Annotated in this window: 19 protein-coding genes and 1 tRNA gene; 13 read left to right on the top strand and 7 right to left on the bottom strand. The window is 59.7% G+C overall.

Going from position 1 to position 17,138, the window contains the following annotated elements:
• The first annotated feature begins 30 nt into the window (after nt 1–30).
• The 4 genes from ACFR9U_RS04740 to ACFR9U_RS04725 all read left to right on the top strand — a co-directional run bounded on the left by ACFR9U_RS04740 (nt 31) and on the right by ACFR9U_RS04725 (nt 3,781).
• Entirely contained in the window at nt 31–1,413 is a 1,383-nt protein-coding gene (locus ACFR9U_RS04740; protein ID WP_247376203.1) for a hypothetical protein, read from the top strand.
• A 119-nt stretch (nt 1,414–1,532) separates the two neighbouring features.
• A complete protein-coding gene (locus tag ACFR9U_RS04735; protein ID WP_247376205.1) occupies nt 1,533–2,468 on the top strand; it encodes a replication factor A in 936 nt (311 codons plus the stop codon).
• Between the two features lies 1 nt (nt 2,469).
• A complete protein-coding gene (locus tag ACFR9U_RS04730; protein WP_247376208.1) occupies nt 2,470–3,078 on the top strand; it encodes an RPA family protein in 609 nt (202 codons plus the stop codon).
• A 265-nt stretch (nt 3,079–3,343) separates the two neighbouring features.
• Nucleotides 3,344–3,781 carry a DUF8146 domain-containing protein gene (locus ACFR9U_RS04725; RefSeq protein WP_247376210.1) on the top strand — a complete coding sequence of 146 codons (438 nt, stop codon included), beginning with the start codon at nt 3,344–3,346 and terminating at the stop codon, nt 3,779–3,781.
• Here the strand turns inward: ACFR9U_RS04725 and ACFR9U_RS04720 are convergent.
• Entirely contained in the window at nt 3,774–4,229 is a 456-nt protein-coding gene (locus tag ACFR9U_RS04720) for a DUF5814 domain-containing protein (protein ID WP_247376546.1), read from the bottom strand. The genes ACFR9U_RS04725 and ACFR9U_RS04720 overlap by 8 nt on opposite strands.
• Before the next feature lie 137 nt (nt 4,230–4,366).
• On the opposite strand from ACFR9U_RS04720, the gene ACFR9U_RS04715 reads away from it, so the two are divergent.
• A tRNA-His gene (locus ACFR9U_RS04715) sits at nt 4,367–4,438 on the top strand.
• A 182-nt stretch (nt 4,439–4,620) separates the two neighbouring features.
• On the opposite strand, the gene ACFR9U_RS04710 is transcribed toward ACFR9U_RS04715, so the two are convergent.
• The gene (locus ACFR9U_RS04710) at nt 4,621–5,013 is read right to left on the bottom strand and encodes an HNH endonuclease (protein ID WP_247376212.1); all 393 of its coding nucleotides are present in this window, start codon (nt 5,011–5,013) and stop codon (nt 4,621–4,623) included.
• A gap of 2,161 nt (nt 5,014–7,174) precedes the next feature.
• On the opposite strand from ACFR9U_RS04710, the gene ACFR9U_RS04705 reads away from it, so the two are divergent.
• Nucleotides 7,175–7,774, top strand: coding sequence for a DUF5789 family protein (locus ACFR9U_RS04705; RefSeq protein ID WP_247376213.1), 600 nt, complete (start codon nt 7,175–7,177; stop codon nt 7,772–7,774).
• Between the two features lie 143 nt (nt 7,775–7,917).
• Nucleotides 7,918–8,391 carry a hypothetical protein gene (locus ACFR9U_RS04700; RefSeq protein ID WP_247376216.1) on the top strand — a complete coding sequence of 158 codons (474 nt, stop codon included), beginning with the start codon at nt 7,918–7,920 and terminating at the stop codon, nt 8,389–8,391.
• A 412-nt stretch (nt 8,392–8,803) separates the two neighbouring features.
• On the opposite strand, the gene ACFR9U_RS04695 is transcribed toward ACFR9U_RS04700, so the two are convergent.
• Entirely contained in the window at nt 8,804–10,048 is a 1,245-nt protein-coding gene (locus ACFR9U_RS04695) for an inorganic phosphate transporter (protein WP_247376219.1), read from the bottom strand.
• Between the two features lie 138 nt (nt 10,049–10,186).
• Here ACFR9U_RS04695 and ACFR9U_RS04690 point away from each other — a divergent pair, with 138 nt between their 5' ends.
• From ACFR9U_RS04690 to ACFR9U_RS04680, 3 genes are all read left to right on the top strand, one after another.
• Nucleotides 10,187–10,606 (top strand): universal stress protein, encoded by a 420-nt coding sequence (locus ACFR9U_RS04690; RefSeq protein WP_247376221.1) that lies wholly within the window; start codon nt 10,187–10,189, stop codon nt 10,604–10,606.
• A gap of 233 nt (nt 10,607–10,839) precedes the next feature.
• The gene (locus tag ACFR9U_RS04685) at nt 10,840–11,487 is read left to right on the top strand and encodes a DUF389 domain-containing protein (RefSeq protein ID WP_247376225.1); all 648 of its coding nucleotides are present in this window, start codon (nt 10,840–10,842) and stop codon (nt 11,485–11,487) included.
• A gap of 324 nt (nt 11,488–11,811) precedes the next feature.
• Entirely contained in the window at nt 11,812–13,020 is a 1,209-nt protein-coding gene (locus tag ACFR9U_RS04680) for a CBS domain-containing protein (RefSeq protein ID WP_247376226.1), read from the top strand.
• Between the two features lie 174 nt (nt 13,021–13,194).
• Here ACFR9U_RS04680 and ACFR9U_RS04675 read toward each other — a convergent pair whose 3' ends face one another.
• Both ACFR9U_RS04675 and ACFR9U_RS04670 read right to left on the bottom strand, forming a co-directional pair.
• The gene (locus tag ACFR9U_RS04675) at nt 13,195–13,602 is read right to left on the bottom strand and encodes a DUF7344 domain-containing protein (protein ID WP_247376229.1); all 408 of its coding nucleotides are present in this window, start codon (nt 13,600–13,602) and stop codon (nt 13,195–13,197) included.
• Nucleotides 13,603–13,669: 67 nt separating this feature from the next.
• Complete coding sequence (locus tag ACFR9U_RS04670; RefSeq protein WP_247376230.1) at nt 13,670–14,326, bottom strand: helix-turn-helix domain-containing protein; 657 nt, start codon at nt 14,324–14,326, stop codon at nt 13,670–13,672.
• A gap of 193 nt (nt 14,327–14,519) precedes the next feature.
• On the opposite strand from ACFR9U_RS04670, the gene ACFR9U_RS04665 reads away from it, so the two are divergent.
• The 3 genes from ACFR9U_RS04665 to ACFR9U_RS04655 all read left to right on the top strand — a co-directional run bounded on the left by ACFR9U_RS04665 (nt 14,520) and on the right by ACFR9U_RS04655 (nt 15,779).
• Nucleotides 14,520–15,164 carry a helix-turn-helix domain-containing protein gene (locus ACFR9U_RS04665; protein ID WP_247376234.1) on the top strand — a complete coding sequence of 215 codons (645 nt, stop codon included), beginning with the start codon at nt 14,520–14,522 and terminating at the stop codon, nt 15,162–15,164.
• A gap of 82 nt (nt 15,165–15,246) precedes the next feature.
• Nucleotides 15,247–15,597 (top strand): HalOD1 output domain-containing protein, encoded by a 351-nt coding sequence (locus ACFR9U_RS04660; RefSeq protein ID WP_282594168.1) that lies wholly within the window; start codon nt 15,247–15,249, stop codon nt 15,595–15,597.
• Nucleotides 15,594–15,779, top strand: a complete 186-nt coding sequence (locus ACFR9U_RS04655; protein ID WP_345893357.1) for a hypothetical protein — start codon at nt 15,594–15,596, stop codon at nt 15,777–15,779. The genes ACFR9U_RS04660 and ACFR9U_RS04655 overlap by 4 nt, the downstream gene beginning before the upstream one ends.
• Before the next feature lie 365 nt (nt 15,780–16,144).
• Here the strand turns inward: ACFR9U_RS04655 and ACFR9U_RS04650 are convergent, their stop codons facing one another.
• Together ACFR9U_RS04650 and ACFR9U_RS04645 are read right to left on the bottom strand one after the other, a co-directional pair.
• Complete coding sequence (locus tag ACFR9U_RS04650) at nt 16,145–16,432, bottom strand: amphi-Trp domain-containing protein (RefSeq protein ID WP_247376240.1); 288 nt, start codon at nt 16,430–16,432, stop codon at nt 16,145–16,147.
• A gap of 491 nt (nt 16,433–16,923) precedes the next feature.
• A partial coding sequence (locus ACFR9U_RS04645) for a hypothetical protein (protein ID WP_379813866.1) occupies nt 16,924–17,138 on the bottom strand: 215 nt, incomplete at its 5' end.

The raw sequence follows: 17,138 nt of genomic DNA, 5'->3' as shown, positions 1-17,138 counted from the left end.
AATTATGGGCTGATATGTGTGTGAGTACACATGGACGCTCATCGTTCGCGGCGTGACGTACTGCGGTCAGGGACTGCCATCGCAGGGATGGCCGGCCTGACCAGTCTGGCTGGCTGTTCGGACATCGTGGACTCCGTGGTGGGTAGCTCCGGGCAGCTTGGCCCAGTGCCCGACGACGTCGACGTGGCCGTGCAGGCGGACACCGACGCGCTCCGGAACGACTCGGGACTGCGGTCGGTGGTGAACGCGTGGCTGGAGGTCCAGGCACGTGACGGGACGGACGAACCCAGGACTGTCGAGGACCTGCTGGGGCGCTTCGAGGAGGAGACGGGAGTCGACCCTTCGACGGTGTCCAGCGTGACGCCGTTTCTCAGGTGGAACGGCCTCTACGGGTTTTACAACCTGCGCGGGTTCGGCTCGCTCGTGACGATCGACGCCGACGCGGAGGACGTCGTCGACGGTCTCGCAGCAGTCAGTACGTGGTCGTACGATGAGGACGAACACTACGGACAACCCATCTATCGGCCGGACACCCAGTATCGACTGAGCATCTGGGTCGGCGTGCTCGACGCCGAGGCGGGCCGGTACGTCGTCGGCGCCGAGGGGGCAGTCAAGAACGCTATCGAGGCCCAGATCGGCGAGGCCGAAGCGCTCGACGGGACCCTCGCGGACGCGTTCTCGACCACTCGCTCGGCACCCGTTAGATTCGTCGCCGACGTTCCGCTGGCGTACGTGCCGGAGGCACTCAACCAGCGCACCGACGCCGAGACGATCCAACTGGAACCGCTCAACGAGGTCTCGACCGTCTCGGGGGCCGTCTACCGGGACGGTGACGAGCGCGGCATCGAGGCGACGTTCGCGGCCGACGACGACGACACGGCGGCGAATCTCGTCGAGATGCTAGAGGCGGTGCTCGATTTCACCGCGACCGAGGCGAGCACGGACGCCGTCGCGACCGTCCTGGAGGACAGTTCCATCACCCAGAACGGGGCGGACGTCGTCGTCACGTACGAGAACTCGACGGACGAACTGGCCGACCTCGCGAGCGAACTCGCCTCGCCAGCTCCCCGGCGACGCGAGACGCCGATGGCGAAGTTCACCTTCGAGTACGAGGGGGGCGAAACCAACGTCGGAACGGTGACGATCACCCACGACGGCGGTGACACCATCCGACGCGACGAACTCTCCATCAGGGGAGAGGGCTTCGCACCGATTCCGGACGTCGACATGACTGGGCCCGGCGAGTGGCAGGGGAGTGCGTCCGGTGAGATCGACGACGGACCGGCCGTGGTCGCCGGTGATCACGTCACGATCGGCGCCGAATCCGACTACGACTTCAGCGTCGTCTGGGAGTCCGAAGACGGTGAGATGTCGGCGACGCTCGCAGCCGACACCGGTCCTGCGGAACTGTGACCTGCGCCTGCCACAACCTGTCAGCACACCACTTCCACTCTGCTGGCCGAGCCTTTATACTGGATGGCGACGAACCCTCGATTGCCTCCCATTGAAAACGACGCGGAGGCAGTGAGAGCATGACAGATTTGCGTACCCAAGCGGAAGAGATACACGAGCAGTTTTCCGACCAGCTCGACATCACGGTCGAGACCGTCCAGGAGCGACTGGACACGCTGGTCAACGAATACAAGGTTCCCCTCGACGAGGCGCGCCGGAGCGTCACGAGCACGTACCTCGACGAGGCGGGCATGGAGCGCGAGGACCTCTCGAGCGGTGGTGGGGGGAACGAGCGCAAACAGATCAGCGACGTCGACGCACCAGAGGAGTGGATCGACCTCACGGCGAAGGTCGTCGAACTCTGGGACGCCAACAGCGACGCCGTCGCGCAGGTCGGCCTGCTGGGCGATCCCACCGGGACGATCAAGTTCACGAAGTGGTCGAAATCCGACCTCCAGGACCTCGAAGAAGGGCAGGTCTACGACCTGCGTAACGTCGTGACCGACGAGTACCAGGGCCGGTTCTCGGTCAAACTCAACCGGACGACCGTCATCGAGGAGTCCGACGAGGACATCGAGGTCGGCGACGACGACGCGACCGTCGAGGGCGCGCTGGTCGACATCCAGAGCGGGAGCGGCCTCATCAAGCGTTGCCCCGAGGAGGACTGCACGCGCGTGCTCCAGAACGGGCGCTGTTCGGAACACGGCGAAGCGGAAGGCGAGTTCGACCTCCGCATCAAGGGCGTGCTCGACGACGGCGACGACGTCCACGAAGTCATCTTCGACAAGGAGGCCACCGAGGAGTTCACGGGCATCACCTTAGAAGAGGCCAAGGAGATGGCCATGGACGCGCTGGACACGACCGTCGTGGCCGACCAGATGCGCAAGGAGACCCTCGGGAAGTACTACCGCGTGAGCGGGCCGACGTTCAGGCGGTACGTGCTGGCCGATTCGGTCGAGGAACTGGACGGCGCAGTCGACGCCGAAGCAACCCTCATCAAAGCGAGGTCGATCTAACATGGCAGCAGTCCCAACCCGCGAGGTCGCCCGGCGCGTGTTCGCACGCGAGTTCAACGACGCCGGTTACACGTTCAAGGAGTCCGACGACGAGCGCGCGCCCGTCTACCTCCTGCTCCCGACGGGCGAGCGGGCTAACCGCATCTTCATCGTCGGGACGCTCACCGAGACGGAAGACGTCGGCGAGGACTCGGAGTACTGGCAGGGTCGGGTCGTCGACCCGAACGGCGACACGTTCTTCATGTACGCCGGACAGTACCAGCCCGACGCCGCGAGCATGCTGCGCGAACTCGAACCGCCGGCGTACGTCGCGGTGGTCGGCAAGCCCCGAACCTACGAGACCGACGAGGGTGACGTGAACGTCTCCGTCCGGCCCGAATCGATCACGACGGTCGACGAGGCCACCCGCGACCGCTGGGTCGTCGAGACGGCGGAGCGCACGATCGAGCGCATCCAGCGGTTCCAGGAGAGCGAGGAGGCGACGACCGACGAGTACGTCGAGATGGCCCGCGAGGAGTACGACCTGCCCGTCGAGAACTACCGTCGGGCGGTCGTCGAAGCCCTCGAGAGCCTGGACACCGCCGACGACGAACTGCAAGCGTCGACGTAATTCCTCTCGGCTCCGGTTTTTCTGTCGCTGTACAGCCAGCGACTGCGCTGTCACCGATCAACTGACCACGTGGCCCCGGAACCAGCGTTATCACTTCCCACTGAGCGTCACGACAACCGGTCTATTCTCAGAAAAGATAACTGGAGCACTAATCTTACCTTTTCGACCAGCTGAGTCACTTCCATTGCGACGGAAAATATCAGAATCTGATATGCGTGTGTCTGACAAACCGTTAAGTGAGTGTAGTGAGACGACTTCTAGTACGATGGGCAACAAAAACAAGACGATCTCCTTTCGCGTGAGCCAGGAGAAGTTCGAGACGCTCCGCGAGATCGCAGAGGAGCGGGATCTCTCGCTCTCTGCGGTGTTCCGCGACTACGTGGATCTGCTCGTTGCCCACGACGGCCAGGTCGAGGTCGTCCCCGAACACGAGGTCAACGAGCGCACGAGCGACGAGACGAGTTTCCCGCCGAAGGTCGAAGTTCCCAAGAGCTTCGTTCGCGAACACGAGCGGCTGGAACTCGAAGCCGAACACCTGCGTGAACAGCTCGAAGAACACAAACGCTACGTGACGAAACTCCGCCAGGAACTCGACGAGCACGAAGACGGCGAGGAAGTCATCCAGCTCGAAGACTTAGACGGCGGCGAGGACGAAGAAGACTCGCCCTACCGCATCGGCGGTGGCTTCGACGACTCTATCTAACTAGGTTCTGTTTCGTATTGCGCGCTCGCCGCGCCATCTCCTCGTTTCCGTCCACGTCGGCCAGGGATTCGACCGCTTCGAGCGTGCGCACCGAATCGTCCAGAAACGAGAGGACGTCGCCCGGATAGGCGTACAGCATGTAATCGTCGCCCATCACGTCGACGATGGCGTCCGGACCGAGGCCCTGCTCGCGGAGTTCGAGCAGGTACTCGATGAACTTCTCTTCGGGGTGACCACAGTGCGGGTTGGCCTGACAGTCGCAGTCCATGAAATCCTCGGCGAAATCTAGCACTCGGTCCTGGGTGGTCTCGTCGAGTTTCGCGAGGTTCTCGCCCTGAAAGAGGAGGTCGAGCGTCGCACCGGAGAACGCTCCCTTCGGAATGTTCGTCTCCAGCTGGGAGGCGATCTGCCGATGGTTCTTGACGTAAATCTTGTCCGTGATGGCCACGCGTACAGTCACGTACGACTGCTCACCGGAAAAGCGTCTCGGAATTGGTGTGTCACGGGGTGACGCGCCCACAGAGGGAGTCGTAACGTATTTCAGGTGCAGACGAATTAGGTGGAAGTGCAGAGACCCAACGCGTGTCCGGGTTGGGGTAGTGGTTATCCTTCAGCCTTGTGGAGGCTGAGACGCGGGTTCGATTCTCGCACCCGGACTGACACTTTCTTCGGTTTCCTATATCGTTGTTAGATGAGATATAACGCCGGAATTTTGGCGCTCACAATCTAGAGTCTCGATTTGTGTATGCTGTCTGATTTCAGGCTGGTGGGGGTGTATTGCATTTGTAGCACAATACAACCCTCCATAGACGCCATCGGTCCAATCATACAATGCAATTTTAATCAGGGTCATCTGGGAATGTACGAATCAGCGCCCGCAGTCGGCCCCGTGGAATCTTTCCGTGGTCCGCTTTGCGATGACAGCTAATACAGAGTGAAATAACGTTGTCTAGCCGGTGTGCGTCCTCAGTCGAGTGATTCTCAGACTCGGCGTACACCCGAACGGGGATGATATGATGGACATCCGGATTCCGATCGAGCTCATCGGGAGTCACCCCACAGACTCGGCATTGGTAACCGTCCCGTTCGAGCGCCTGTGACCGAATCTCGTTCCACCCTTTGCCGTACGACGGGCTTCCACCACCTTTCCAGTTCGGGTGTCCCTCGCCTGTGAAGGCTTCCGACAACCACTGTTTTCGACACTCTTCACTGCAGACTATCACGTCACTCATTTCACTGGGCCAGCGTTCATCCTCAGAACCACAAACAACACACGTGACTGTCTGCTTCCCACCTGACCATCGGGGATGGTCCTGCCCCTCTATTGTGGGTGGCGTTCGCCACTGTTCTGTTTCCACACAGCTCGGACAGTACAGACCACGCTTTTCGGACGGGTAGTATTCGAACTCTTGATCACAGATTTGGCACGTCGTCGTTTCACGTCCGCCGTTGTAATTCGGATTGTTTGCCCCAGCGAAGGAGACCGCTTCCTCACGGCAGACGTCGGAACAGTACTTTTTCTGGTGTTCTGAATGGAAATAGCCCTCGCAATTGTGACATTGGCGGTTGGGAAGTACCTCTCCGTGTTTTTTGGAGTGGTGTATCGCGAGGCCATTTCGAGTATCGAAGACACGATCACATTCTGGACATCGGCGGCCGTTCATCGTTTTTCCCCCAACTCGAAAATCCCCGCTATCTGCAACCATTGTGCAGCCGATCGGTTCCGGAGTTGTTGCATGTGGTTCCGTTTCATCGTCGAACCATGGGCGCACTCCGTGCGCCCACCCCTATGGGCGGAGACAAACACGCCATCAAACGACTAGGTGGAGACCCCTGAAGCGGGCTCGACCCATCTCACAGACTCTCGACTGTGAGACAACTGGGTAATCCCCATGTTACGGACCGTTTACGCTCTCTAATCGTTGCCTGACGCTCCACCTTCACGGATGCGGCGCTCGCTCGAATCGGTGGGCTCCCCTCGAAATGGATCTGTGGACGATTCTCTTGGAAACTGCCCGTCGGCGTGAACGGTGATCTGGGCGGATTCTGGACTCGACCGCGTTCGAAAACGGGCCGTAAGTCCACAGGAGCCGTCCGTTGCTGAACACGCCGGAGCGGGAAGCTAGGCGAATCTGCAGCCGACTCGTGATTTCCACAGAAACGGTTTTCGGCCGCAAGAACACACTGACACACGGGTTTCGGGACGTTGGTGAGCGGGGGCGCTGAGCGACGGAGGGGCCCCAGCCGGTCGAAGCACAGTGACAGTCCGGCCGAGAGAGGAACGCTCTGGGTGGATGCGAAGGCTGCAGCAACCCTGGGACCAACGGCGAGCGCCAGCCTGGACAGACACCACGACCGGCCGGACGGTTCCACACAACCGTGCCGTCTGGCGATTTTCGCGCGGCCTGTTCCAGGTGGCCCGGGTGACCGGCGACGAGGGACTGTCGTCGGATGCAGATGCGACGCGACAGCGACTCTCGCGGGTGTGTGACGATGAGCTGTGCCTTGCAGTGGTGCGTTCTGGTCGGTGGCCCGTCCGATCACCACAGGCCTGGAAACCCGTGTGCACGCCTCTCCTTGCGGGCGAAATCCGGTTGTGGTGAGTGCGACTGGGAGTCGGCGGGAGCCTGATGGGTTCGGGGACGAACGATAGTCGCCCCTCAGTGAGGCCTCGCACTGCGGGATCACTGCTCCAGCCGCGACCTGCTGGCTGCACCGTGTCGAGTTCCGACTGGTGGGCACCACAGTCCACCACCCTCTCCTTCCGCGGTGTGGGAGGTGATCCGCACCTCGGCCGGCGTCCGACTGTTCGATCGGGCGGCAGCCGAGTCCCACTCCGTCGACGGGGCTGCCCTCACGGACGAGGTCCCAGACCAGTGGGGTCACTGCACAGCGGTTTGGGGCTCTCGCTCACCGCGACCAGATCGGGCGCGCCCACCGGCGCTTCGCCGCCGAGCAGATGACCGGAGCACTCGGTGAGGCCATCGCCGACGGGCGGGCGAGCGACCGACTGCCGGCGTGACGGCGCCGAGCCAGGGACGGTCCGCGCTCGCCAGGGAGGCGTTGCCGGTCGCGAGCAATCGAGTCTCGGGGAGTTCTACCGGGCGACCGGGAGGCATCGGTACCGAGCCTGTGTCCCCCACTTTGCTGACTCGCTCAGTCACGTACTGATTGCGAAGGCCGGGTGGCAATATCTATCGTCTCTGGGACGAACGACGTGCGAGAGAGAGGGTAGATTCAGCACTCAAACACCAGTGATTCCTCGGGTGTTCAGTGCACTAGCAGACCTGTCTGGCGATGACCGAGACACTCGATTTTGCTGGCCGGCGGACACGTTCCGGAGTACCAGAGATCGGCCACAGAGCTATCCGGATGGCGAGCCAAAATCCAGGGATGGCAGACGATAAGCGCGGTCGAGACAAGCAAGCACAAGACGCTGAGAGACGCCAGCAAGAGCGTGAGGTTGCCACAGAACTGGAGCGTGGCGACGAAAGAGAGCCACCGTTCGTCGCAGAGGAACTCGCCGATTTCGAGGCAGAGCTCGAAGAACTGACGTTCCCGGCGACGGGGACTGAGCTCGTCACGGCGATCGGCGATCGCGAGATCGAATCGGTCGAGGGGAGCTACAGTATCGAGGAACTAGTCCCGGAGACAGACGAGGAGACGTTCGACTCGCCAGCTGCCGTCGGGGTGCAAGTACAGCGGCCGACAGTTGCTGCGGCCATGAAACGAGTCGTGGAAGCCAGCACGACGCTTCGGAATACGGATTTCAGTTGGTCACAGCGCAGAGCGTACGAGAAGACCTTCCAGGAACTCAAAGCGATCGACGCCGATGACGACGATGAAGGGATCCAAGCCATCAGCGACTGGATCGTCGAGCGAATCGGCGACAACGAAAGACTCCCGACGTCCCGGGCGGTACGCCGAGAGGCGGCGAAGTTCTGTCGGGCGAACGGATATCAGGTCCGAAACGACGAGTGGCTTGGGATATAAACCGACGATCGGGGGCGACCGTGGCAATGACTGCTGTCACGTTCCACCCGTGACCGAGACGCGCCCTCTATCCTGTAACGGGATGGAGGCGTCTCATTAGGAACTGCTCTGGGCTTTATTGTGCTACCAGTGGTTCCACTGGTATGGCGCTCGATATCGAGGTTCCGGCACCACCAGACCTCTCGAACCGAGGGATGCCGCGCGACTTCGAGTGGCAAGAAGAGACGCTCGGGTCAGAGGACTTCTACCGCGAAGACATCGAAGACCTGCTCCAGGAGGGTGCGTGGAAAGAGGGCTTCAACGAGTGGGCCGAGTACACGAATTTCGATGAAGAGCACGTTCGAACTGTCAGCGACCTTGGCCTGTTCCACGCGTTCGACTTCTACTGGGACCCGACCGAAGACCGTCTTCGTTTCGACGCCCCGACGGTTCCGACCGACTATCGGGAACCGGATGGGCCCGAGTCGCTCGGTTCGAGCACGGTTTCAATGATTGACGGTGAGTTAGATGATCTCGGCCGAGCGGTACAGGAGACACTTGAAGAGTACCTCGAACGGGACGACGAAACGTCCGACTACGGCTGGGGTGAGGAAACGTACGGCAAACGCGAGGAGTGATTCCAGTCACTCCAGCCCGTTCGACGACGTCCGAGAGGCAGATTCTCTCTGTCGGAAGCACTCGCCCCTGCTCCTCGATTGCGGTCGGAAGTTTCTCGCCCGGATGCTACCAATATGTATGTATTAGGTCATTAGCGGTGTGACCGATTCAGAGGATACAGTTAGCAGTTGGCCACCGTCGGTTTCACACCGATCCGAATGAATCGACCGGTCAGTAGAACTGCTCATCTACCGTCACAAACGGCAAAAATAGGCGTTTCTCATTGACTGACCGAGTAACCATGGCTGGGTAAGACGGGACTCAGCGCTGCGGTGTGTTGGTGTCATATGCTGCCAAACACAGCTCGTCGGGTCCAGTGGCCTAACTGCCCACTTCTGAGAACGGCCGACTGTAAACGTCAGTAAGTATCACTCATAGCAGGAGCGCGAACACCGGGTATGAAGCGACAATCGCCAGCGATGGTGTCAACACCCACATCGTCACGATACGCTTGGCCGCCGCCGGGTCGAAGAGACTTCGCTCGTCGAGATCCGCCGGTCCCTCAGCGCCGACATCCGGGATGTCCGGGATTTCGTCTGGCTTCTCGGGCGATTCCTCTTCTCGAGCAATATCCCCGATGGTCGGGCTGGCAGGAGCATCCTCGGCGCGTGAGGTGACTAACGCGCCAGTCGAGACTTCTACTTCCGGACCGGCTGGCGATGGCGTCGCCAACTCCGCCAGAGTCGCTGCCCGACTTGCTCGACCCCATCCGAGCCCAATGATCGTCGATGTCGTACTGACGGCGAGACTCGCTGGAATCCCGAAAGACGAGAGAATGGTGATAACCGTGCCACCGACCACGGATACGATCAGTGACGCGAGAATCGGTAGCTCCGTGATATCGTCTCCAACCGTTTCGAGCGTGCGACGGGCGATTGTGAAACTGCCCAAGCCGAAGGCCCCCACCGCGAGCAGGACGCCCTGATTGACCGTCAGCGAACCTCCCGAACCGACGAGAGGGGCAACTGCGTTCGCAGCGTTCGACGCCCCAGCCGAGAACGCCATGTAACAGCCGATGATGATGACCGCGAGTGACCCGACGATATCCTGCAGTGATGCGTTCGGATTGATGAACGGCCGTGGAATCACTCCTGATCGGTCGAGTTGGATGAAGTGGAGATTGAACGTCGTAAACGCGATGTAGCGGTCGAGATAGGGGTAAATATAGCGGCCGACCACGACACCGATACCCAAACAGATCAGCGGGGCGACGATCCAGGCAGAGACGATAACGAACATCAGCGCCTGATTGAGGGTGCCGGATGCGAGGCCCAATCCGACGATGGCACCCACAGCGGTCATCGAAGTCGAGGCTGGGACGCCATAGAGATTCGATATCAACAGCGATGCGCCGGTGAAGAACAGAACGGCGATACTGGCGATGGGCGTGAACTGGGCTGCCGGCACGATACTGCTGCTCATCGTCGCGATGACGTTCCGACCGACAGTCCACGCCCCGAGAAAGCCAAAGCCAACGAACAACGCCCCCGCAGTTGTCTTCCGAATCAGACGTGAGCCGACTGCAGGGCCAAATGCCACGCCCGTGGATGATCCGCCAATGTTGAACCCAACAAATACGGCGACAAGGATACCGACGACGGTCAGGAGTGCCACCATCGTACTTGCGTCAACATTGTCAGGCTCCAATTTATAGGCTCTGACACCAGGGCTGGCTGACACCGGGTTTCACCGCTGAAGCGGTGGGTGATGAGCGTCTGACCAATGGTTTATGATTTTGGCAGCCATAATTTTCCTATGATATCCCGCGTTCTTGTCCCGATGGACGATTCCGAGATGGCTGAACACGCACTGGAATACGCGCTTGAGGCGCATCCAGATGCGGACATCACGGTCTTACATATCGTCGGCGAACCCTCAGCGATGATGGGAAAAGCGGTCGGACTGGCACTCGAAGACGATTTTGAGGAGGCAGTGGAGGGGCGCGCATCACAAGTCCATGACCGAGCGCAAGAGATAGCGCACACACACGAGAAAGAGATAGCCACGGACGTTGCGTGGGGGCAGCCAGCGAAAGCGATCATCAATCGAGCAGCTGATTTCGATACTGTTGTGATCGGTAGTCACGGTGGATCGCCTGCGGAACGGTTGTTCGTGGGGAACGTTGCCCAGAAAGTGTTCCGCCACTCACCGGTGCCGGTAACTGTTGTTCGATAACTCGTCTGTATTGACCAACTCGATTGCACCAAATCTGAGCGAATACATCTGCGAGATACGCGCCCTCCATCTTGCATAAGCGCTCTCGACTACCGTTTCCCTGTCAAAAGCAGCGTGACCGATATAGCGGGGAGACAGGGCGCATAAAAGTGGCATATTACGGACTGAGTTCCCTTATTAAACACTCTCGCATAGTCGCAATTGCTTCAACCGACACGCCCGTGGTTCTTCATGTGTCTCCCAGAGCCCCGCTTACCGAAAAGTGCGAGAACAAGTACGAACAGGTCACCCTTGATACGTCGTATCTTGTTTTGATGTCGATGTCCGGAGTGCTTGCTGGCGTGGCTCTCCTCACCAACTCGATTCCAATCCTCATCGGCGCGATGGTCATTGCCCCGGCATTGACGCCGTTGGAACTCGTTTCCGCTGGCCTTGCTGCAAACCGGTTGAATCGAGCCGGATTCGGGACCTTGGTCGCGTTCGTCGGTCTTTTCGCTGCGACTGCGGGGGCTATCGTGACGACGGTGACTCTGAACATCACAGGCGTTCTCCCACCTGCAGAGAACCTCATCGACAAACCACTACTTGAGGAACGCATTACGGCCGGCTGGTACAGCGTCGTTGCTGCTGCTGCGGCGGGTATCGCAGCGGGGATAACGACCGACAAGGAACGGCAAGACACGCTCGTCGGCGTCGTCGCGGCCCTCGCACTCGTCCCGGCCGCAGCTGCTGGGGGAATAACATTACTGTCACGAGCGCCTGCCAAGGCCAGTGGCGGCCTGCTCTTACTCGTTCTCAATATAGGCATGGTCGTGATAACTGGAACGGTGACACTCTGGCTCGGAGCTCGTGGCGATCGGAAAGCACAGACAGCGAAATAGATGCAACGTACTTATCACCTGTCTCACTCGTCCATGCCGAATCGAACGGACTTCTCTGGGAAACTGATCCTCTGAACTGGCCGATTTCAGGAGCAGGCGGTCGACCATCTCTTGCGAGATACGCGCTGTCTATTCATCACGCCGCTCAGAACACCATCTGTTTCTGAGAAAATTCAGCGGTCAGACCACAGACGCACTATAAAGTCAAAATAATGATAAAATGCACGGGTTTTAAATACTATGTTTCAGCCAGTCACTGAATAAGAAAACCGTACTAGCAACTACTGATAACCGTCCAGCGTCCCTTCTAGTAGAGAGTTACACATGGATATCTCAGAGATTCTTTCGACAAAGTTCACGGAGTTCGACATCGTCACACCGCTCTCGAAGGTCGCCGGGGCGTTCGAGAATCAGGAACTCGATGCCGTCATCGTAACAGACGGCGACGAGTATCGCGGTGTCGTTAGTCGTCGACAGCTAGCTTCCTCGTCCAACCAGCCGTCTGCGAAAGTCGGCTCACAGGTACAGCACGTCCCGACTGTCGACCGCACTGAGGATGTCCGCGAGGTCGCGCGGCTCATGATCGGGAGCGACGCCAAAACGCTCCCCGTGCTCGACGACGACCGTGTCGTTGGTGTAGTGACCGGCGATGCCGTGCTCGAGGCGGTCCGGCCGTTTCTCGATGCGGTGACTGTCGACGACGCCTACACGGCGGAGTTGATCAGTGCAGACCCCGACACCACTCTCGGAAAAGCGCTCAATATGCTTCGAGACGCCGGAATCGCCCATCTCCCGGTCGTCGATGGGAACGATCTCGCGGGAATGCTGAGCCTGTACGACGTCATCGAGTTCACGACGCGAGGCGGTAGCAAGAGCCAGGGTGGGTCGTCGAGCGGCTTCGGTGGCCGCGGCGGTGGTGGGCAGAACCGCGGTGGGTTCGGCGCGCGCGAGGGTGATGCTGACCGAATGCTCGATCTTCCGGTACGGAATTTGATGTCCGACGCAGCCGCGACGGTCGAACGGAGCGCCCCGCTCGACGAGGTCGTCGAGACGATGTTCGAGCGGGAAATCTCCTCGCTCGTCGTCACGGCCGGTGACACCGACGAGCCGGTCGGTATCATCACAAAAACGGACGTCATCGAGGCGCTCACCTGGGAGCGCGACGACCGGAACGCCGTGCAGGTGTTCGGGCTCGACCTGCTCGAGGGAATGGACTACGACGGCGTCGCCGCACTGATTGAGGACATGACCTCGAAGTACGGTGAGATGAGCGTAATCAAGGCCAGCATCGAACTGCAGGCGCATAAGGAACAAAGCCGGGGTGTGCCGCTAGTGCTGGCACGGATTCGTCTGGTCACCGACCGCGGATACTTCACGGCCGACGGAGAAGGCTACGGTGCTTCCCACGCCCTCCGTCTCGCAGCGAACGCAGTCGAACGCCAGCTCCTCAAGGGGAAGACCTACGGCCAGTCGAAGAAGCATCCCGACACGGACGAGCAGGAACAACTCTACGGCTGGTGGCTCGGTGGGTGAATACACGACGTCCAGCTCACCTCTCGATGGCTACCCTACCCGCTGGGTATTACCCTCCAGTCGCAGAGTCAGAGCAGTGCGTAGCTTCTGAGTGTGACATCCTCACCCGCCGTTCACAGTAGTTGCCGAATCGAATCGACAGCAGAGCTAATCATCCTAGATACTGCACTTCATTCACTCGTTGGCATCGGGTGACCCTACCAGTGTCAGGAGGTCTTGTTCCAGTTCACCGCCAACAAACTGGACGTGGCCCGTTTCAGCCTCGTAGTCGATTATCCGGACGTCTTCCAGTTTTGGGAGATGGGTATGGTGAAGTGCGATCCGGACGCGTTGACGATGCTCGTCAGACTCTCGCTCTGCGTCTTCGTCTCGAATCCTGTCTGCAACGCGGTCGACGAGCGCTTCGTATTTCAATGTCTTATTGGATGCGCTGGTCAGTGAGTTGAGGATCGCCCGTCGGTGTTCGTTCCCGACTGCCGATAGAATCCTCTCGGGGGAAATCGGTCGCTCTCGTTCTGCAGGCCTGGAGAACTCGGTGATCCCCTGTCGATCAGATACCCCTCGCTCTACATTCTCATCCATACTCACAAAGCGGAGCCCCAACTGCCTGATTCTATTCCATGATGTACAATGGAACCAGCCGATTCACTTACGGTTCGGGCTCGGGGGTGATGAGTGCATGCCGTGTGAACGCACCGATGGCACGACGCAGCCGCTCCGTCACTGCTTGATCAGAAATTTCGAGTTCGTCCGCGAGTTCTTCGGTGGTGCAGCCTCGGGGAATGTCGTAGTAACCCATCCGAACGGCAAGCATGAGCGCCTCCCGTTGTGGCTTGCTCAAGCCGTACCACGGACCAGCCCCGGGATTCGTGGGATTGTATACACTGATAATCTCCAGCGATATGTGTGCGTCCTCGCAACACGTCCGATACTGACTCAATGACTCGCGACGGGAGAACCGAATCTCGAAATCCCAGCCTTCAGATGTTCCTGTCGCACCCAAAATTTGCCCCTCGTGGTCCAGAATACACCCTAAGAGATGATCCTGGCTCGCATCCCAATCGAGTCTGAATAGGGTCCTGTCTTCGAACACGTCCACCTCCGTTACGTTATTCACGGTCGGATAGCGTTCGACGGTAGCGAGAAAGCCGTCTTCGACCGGTTCGTAGACCCAAAAGAGCGGCACAGTAACGTCCCCACTCGGGACGAGCGTTTCGAGTTCGATAGCCGACGCCTCGTCAAGATCGAGAATCTGCCCGAGCTCGAAGTCGTTGGGTGGAATTCGAACCTCCGCGATCACACTCATACTCTCTTGTGAGACTAGGTTGTTCAGGGCCCTACAAAAGGAGATGACATGGTGTACCATGCCCACCAGCATTCAATCAGCCCTACCTGCTCGCGGACTTCGCTATTCTCTCTCCCGACCGTACTTTGGCCTGTCTCGGGGCCATGATACACCAGCCACGTCAATTATCGGTCTCTTGGACGAAGACTCCCACATGGCGACCGTGATGGCGTTTACGAGCCCGGCAGCGGAGTTTCCGCTGGGGAGTGTCTTCGAGAACCTGCCGGGAGTGACGGTTGAACTGGAGCGACTGATTCCACACGAGACGCTGATCGTCCCGTACTTCTGGGTGCGTGGTGTGGAAACCGAGGACATCGAAGCCGCGTTCGACCCACACGAGGGCGTGACGGACATCCGACTGGTCGATAGCATCGAGGACGAGTATCTCATGCGTGCAGAGTGGAAGCAAGCGTACTTTGGCGTCCTGAGTGCCCTGGCCAAGGCCAACGTCGTTGTGCTCACTGGGATCGGAACGAAAGACGAGTGGCGATTCGAGGTGCGCGGCGAGAGTCAGGAAGCAATCGCTGAATTTCGAGAGGACTGCCAGGATAACGACATCCCGATAGAGATCACCGCTGTCCACGCAATGCTCCCGATCCAGGGGGAAGGCTACGAATTGACCGACACCCAGCGCGAGGCGCTGGTCTTGGCCTACGAGCGTGGCTACTTCGACACCCCGCGCGAGGCGTCGCTCGAAGAGATCGCTGAGGAACTCGGTATCACCCAGCAATCGCTTTCGTCACGACTCCGACGCGGGCATCGACGCCTCATTGGAGGGACGCTCGCCAGTTTGGCGTGACCGTTCGGGCGGATGTACTTTTAAACCTTCTGTATAATCAGTACCTCTGCTAAACCGAGTAAGACCGCTAGCTTGGGTAGATATGGACGCACTGGTGTCTGGGGTCGGAATCGAAGCGGTCGAGTATCATCAGGACTCTGGGACTGTTCGTACCCAGTTTGATCAGGCGAAGACGCCCGCAAGCATGGCTGCTATCGCAACGCTGGCGGGAGTGATGGACGCTGACCCGGTTGAACTGGATCCGCTCCACTCTACGGTTGATCCTGACGCCTTGGATGCGCTCGTCCGCGTTCGTCCCGGGACGTCCGGAGATAGCCACGTTACGTTCACACACGAGGACCACGCGATAACCGTGCACAGCTACGGTGTGGTCAGTATCACACCAGGACACGAACCAACAGCGGAGAAATCCGGGAGCAACGCGGGCAGATGACGTCTGCGGAGACTCCGCCTACGTCGAAAGCGGAATTGAATGCGGAGCTAAAAACGCTCCTTATCACGGCCTATCAGAATGGAATCGACGTGGAAGGCGGATTCGAATGTCGGAATGGAGCCGAACATCCAGACTGGGACGTGATCGTCACTGAAGTCGAAAAGAACGAGCACTCGGAGTGACCAATTGCGAGGGTATCCGGTTGGTAGCAGGTACCGTGGCCGTGGGTGACGAATATTGTCACGGTGATCGACTCGAACGAATGTTGTCAGCACGACAGTGGCGAGTACTACATGCCCTCCTGTGAGATGGTTCGAGGCCTGCAGATCCGATACTTCGTGAGGGTGAAACGCTTGACTACGAGGAGCATCTTCCGGTCTGTTACGAACTCCATCACGTCCTCCTTCCCGAGTTAGCGGATGCGGGGTTCGTCACGTTCGACAGGGCCAAAGACGAGGTGCGGCTCGGAGCGAGATTCGACGAAGTGCGTCGATTTCTCGAACAGATCGACGACGATCATGACGAGTACCCTGGGGCTGTACTCGCTTTACTCGATTTCTAACTGCCCACTTTCGCCACCCTCCTCACCGTCGTTCTCGTCCCATTCGAGTTCGAACTCGACACTTCGTTCAGTCATGTTGCCAGCCGGCCCTTCGCGTTCAGCTTTGACTTCGAAGGTCGGTCGGGCAGGCGGATTCAGCGTTACAGACTCGGAGCCTGCTTTCAGGGTGATAGCATCTCCGCTGTCGAGATTATCCGCGACGTTCCGAAGGTACGATGCAATCTCTTCTCGACTCTGGTCGCTCTCTGATTTGAACAGAACGTCTTCAGGCATACAGAGTCGATACGATACCCACACGGGTAATTCATTCCCTGTACTGATCACCGCCCTCTCATTCTGACAGACGATCGTGAGTGCTGACTATGCGCTGTGTCTGCAGCAGCCTCTCTGCAATACGAGCGATTGCTGATGCCGACGTCGGTGGGCAATCCACACTCACTGCTCAATTGCTCCGAGTACTCCTCTCCCTGTGATAGGCTGGGTGTCGCATCCACTATCGACGGCGCTGGCCCGGCGCTGGATCGAACACCGCTCGACCGGCTCACTCACGGGTCGATCACGTGTGAGACCCGGCGATTCACTTCATCGCAGATAGTGTGCCGAACGCCCTCGGCGGGCTCGCGGTCGCTGGCCGGGATATCCTCGCTCCGCTCGGATAGTGGCCCGCCCAGGCGACCAGGTGAACGCGAGCCTGCTCACGGGTCGTTCCTCCCCGTTCGCTAGCGAGGTGCGCCCTGCGGTCGCACCTCGCTGGCCTCGCCCGTTCAGTCCGCCAGGACGTGGGTTGGTCGGGGAGTTGAGAGATGTGGATGATCGGTGTGTCGTGACGGCTCGCCGCGCTCGGGCGGCCAGACGCCCCGTCCTCGCTCACGGGCAGTGCCCGTTCGCTTCCGAGGCCCTCCCTCCAGTCGGGCCTCGCGTCCCTCGCGACCGACCATTCCGGGCCGAGAGCGCCCGCTCGCAGAGCGGGCGGGGCCGG

Origin of the sequence: Halorientalis brevis (assembly GCF_042678165.1) — an archaeon.
GTDB classification, from domain to species: domain Archaea; phylum Halobacteriota; class Halobacteria; order Halobacteriales; family Haloarculaceae; genus Halorientalis; species Halorientalis brevis.
Note: the sequence above shows the minus strand (reverse complement) of the source record. Positions and strands in the feature narration are given on the sequence as shown.